4 protein-coding genes are annotated in these 2785 nt (G+C 58.7%); 2 read left to right on the plus strand and 2 right to left on the minus strand.

Going from position 1 to position 2785, the window contains the following annotated elements:
* Window positions 1-49: 49 nt before the first annotated feature.
* Entirely contained in the window at window positions 50-916 is an 867-nt protein-coding gene (metF, locus tag VGP75_RS08465) for a methylenetetrahydrofolate reductase [NAD(P)H] (RefSeq protein ID WP_327543238.1), read from the plus strand.
* 37 nt (window positions 917-953) lie between these two features.
* Window positions 954-1439 carry a PaaI family thioesterase gene (locus VGP75_RS08470; protein ID WP_327543239.1) on the plus strand — a complete coding sequence of 162 codons (486 nt, stop codon included), beginning with the start codon at window positions 954-956 and terminating at the stop codon, window positions 1437-1439.
* Here the strand turns inward: VGP75_RS08470 and VGP75_RS08475 are convergent.
* Both VGP75_RS08475 and VGP75_RS08480 read right to left on the minus strand, forming a co-directional pair.
* Window positions 1401-2468 (minus strand): T6SS phospholipase effector Tle1-like catalytic domain-containing protein, encoded by a 1068-nt coding sequence (locus VGP75_RS08475; protein WP_327543240.1) that lies wholly within the window; start codon window positions 2466-2468, stop codon window positions 1401-1403. The two genes, VGP75_RS08470 and VGP75_RS08475, sit on opposite strands and share 39 nt — an antisense overlap.
* Window positions 2455-2785, minus strand: a 331-nt coding sequence (locus VGP75_RS08480) for a molybdopterin cofactor-binding domain-containing protein (protein ID WP_327543241.1), incomplete at its 5' end; no start/stop codon positions are given. The genes VGP75_RS08475 and VGP75_RS08480, both read right to left, overlap by 14 nt.

Here is a 2785-nt window from a genome sequence, read left to right on the forward strand (position 1 = left end):
GTCAACTTCATACTGATGACAAAAGATCAAGGCAAGCAAGAGGTGCATCATGTCCAAGCCGAACGTTTCCTTCGAATTCTTCCCCCCCAAGTCCCTTGAGGGTTCTTTTCGTCTCTGGGATTGCGTCAATACGCTTGCCCCTTTGGACCCCACCTTTGTTTCCGTCACCTATGGTGCTGGCGGCACCACCCGCAAACTAACGCATGAAGCCGTCACGACAATCCACAAAACCAGCGGTTTGAATGTAGCAGCACACCTCACATGCGTTGACGCGACACGCGCCGAGACCTTGCAGATCGCCGAAGACTACGCCGCAGCAGGTGTGCGTGAAATCGTTGCGTTGCGGGGGGATGCGCCCAAAGGTGCTGCGAAATTCACCGCACATCCCGACGGTTTTGACAGCTCGGTCACGCTGATCGAGGCGCTGGCCAATACCGGACAGTTCACCATCCGCGTGGGCGCCTACCCCGAAAAACACCCCGAAGCGACCGACCACGCCGCCGACATTGCCTTCCTCAAGCGCAAGTTTGACGCCGGTGCGACCTCTGCTATCACGCAGTTCTTCTTTGAAGCCGAGACTTTCTTCCGCTTCCGCGATGCCTGTGTGAAGGCGGGTATTGATGGCCAGATCATTCCCGGTATTCTTCCGGTCGAGAACTGGAGTGGCACCCAGCGCTTTGCAAAACAATGCGGCACGCATATCCCGCAAGTGATCCATGACGCCTTTGAAAATGCCACCCGTGATGGCAGCACCGAACTCTTGGCGACCGCCGTTGCGACAGAGCTGTGTGACGACCTGCTACAAGGTGGCGTTGATCATCTGCACTTTTACACACTGAACCGTCCCGAATTGTCACGTGATGTGTGCCATGCGCTTGGCGTGACGCCAAAAGTCCGGTTGCAAAACGTGGCCTAAAGCGCCAGCTTCGGGCAAAAAATTGCTCGGAGCGCCAATGTTTACTGCCACCACCCCCGAAGAAATGCCCGATCTTGAGACAACGCTGTCAATGTCGGGCCTTGAATTCATGCAAGCAATGCAGGACGGGCGCATCTCGCGGCCACCGATCTCGGCCTTGATGGGGTATTCACTGGAGGCCGTAGAAAAAGGCCGGGTCACCTTCCGCGGCAAACCGGAATTCCAGCATAGCAATCCTGCGGGTGGTGTGCATGGCGGGTGGTATGGCACCTTGCTCGACAGCTGCATGTCTTGCGCCGTGATGACAATGACGCCAAAAGGCTCCGTCTATACCACGTTGGAATATAAGGTTAATCTGGTCGGCGCTATTCCACTCGGGTCCGAAATCCTTGCGACGGGGGTCATTGAACATGCCGGGCGCTCCACCGGGGTGGCGCGGGGCGAGATCCGCGATGCGGTGACGGGCAAGCTTTATGCCACCGGCTCAACCACTTGTCTGATCATGAAACTGCGGGGCGACTGACGCAGACGCTCCGGCATCGCTGATGGTTTCATGCAGGCGTTCCGAGCGATCCTGCCCCACAATACGCCGACGCCGCGACAGAAACACTTTGGCCCAAGCCCGCCAGTTTCCGATAGACGGGGCTGCCGGATCTTGCGTAAACCGCCCCCGCCAGCCGTCAGGAAAAGGAACCCCGCACTCCGATAAACGCTCCAGCATCCACACCAAGGGGATATTGGCCAAAGGCCGCGATGGCGGATGCTGCCAGACCTGCCCGCCCACGTCGCCATGATTTCCGCGAAACCAGACTTGCTCGACATGGCCGGACCAGCCTTCGGGAAACTGCCACATCACAGGGGCATAGGCGCGGCGGGTCTCGTCAACCGCCAAAGCGTGAAAGCCGTTGCGAATATGCGGGCCGAGCGCGTGGTTGTGGAAATTGTGCTGTGCTTCCGCCCAGCGCCAGATGACCGGCAACCGCAGGCCCAGTGCTTTGACCGTATCCCAGACTGCAACCGCTTCGACTTCGATGGACGGGTGGCAATAAAGTGACCGGAACGCGTCTACTGTCTGGCTTTGCGCACCGCTGCGATAGTGGCGGTAGGCTTGGCGGATTGTCCGGACGGTGGCATGTTCGGACCGGACAAGCCCGACCATATCAATGACACCTGCCAGCGAGCGCACGGCATATGCACCTCTTGAATAGCCGACCAGAACGATCCGGTCACCGGAGCGGTACCGCGAGGCGACGACGCCATAGGCGCGCTCGATCTGCCGGTTGATCCCTTTGCCGGTCATGACGTCCCATGTGCTTTTCCAATCGCGCCATTGGATCCCGGCCTCGTAATGGACAGTCACATTGGCGGTGCGTCCGACCTCACACAAGAGTTTGAACGTTAGCCCCGCGTTCGTTTCGCAACCTTCGGCAAGTGATGACATTGTCCCGTCAAGGATGATCACATGGACCGCAGGGCCACGCCCGCGCACAGCACCTTCTTCACTGCGCGCGCGCCTGTCAAAAAGCCCGAAGAACCAGTCACGCAGCTGCACGCTCAGCCTTTGATTTCTGGATCGTTTCCCAGACACGGTGCGGAGTGAACGGCATTTCCACCTCGCGCACGCCGATATCCCACAACGCATCCAGCACAGCATTTGCCATCGCAGCAAGCGCACCGACGGTGCCGGCTTCGCCGCAGCCTTTCATCCCCATGGAATTATATGTTGATGGCACACATTCAGTTGAAAACCTGATCATAGGCAGATCATCCGCGCGCGGCATCCCGTAGTCCATAAAACTTGCTGTGAGCAGCTGGCCATCCGCATCGAACACCACCCGTTCGGTCAACGCCTGACCGATGCCCTGCGCC

Source organism: Yoonia sp. (assembly GCF_036007805.1).
Lineage (GTDB): Bacteria > Pseudomonadota > Alphaproteobacteria > Rhodobacterales > Rhodobacteraceae > Yoonia.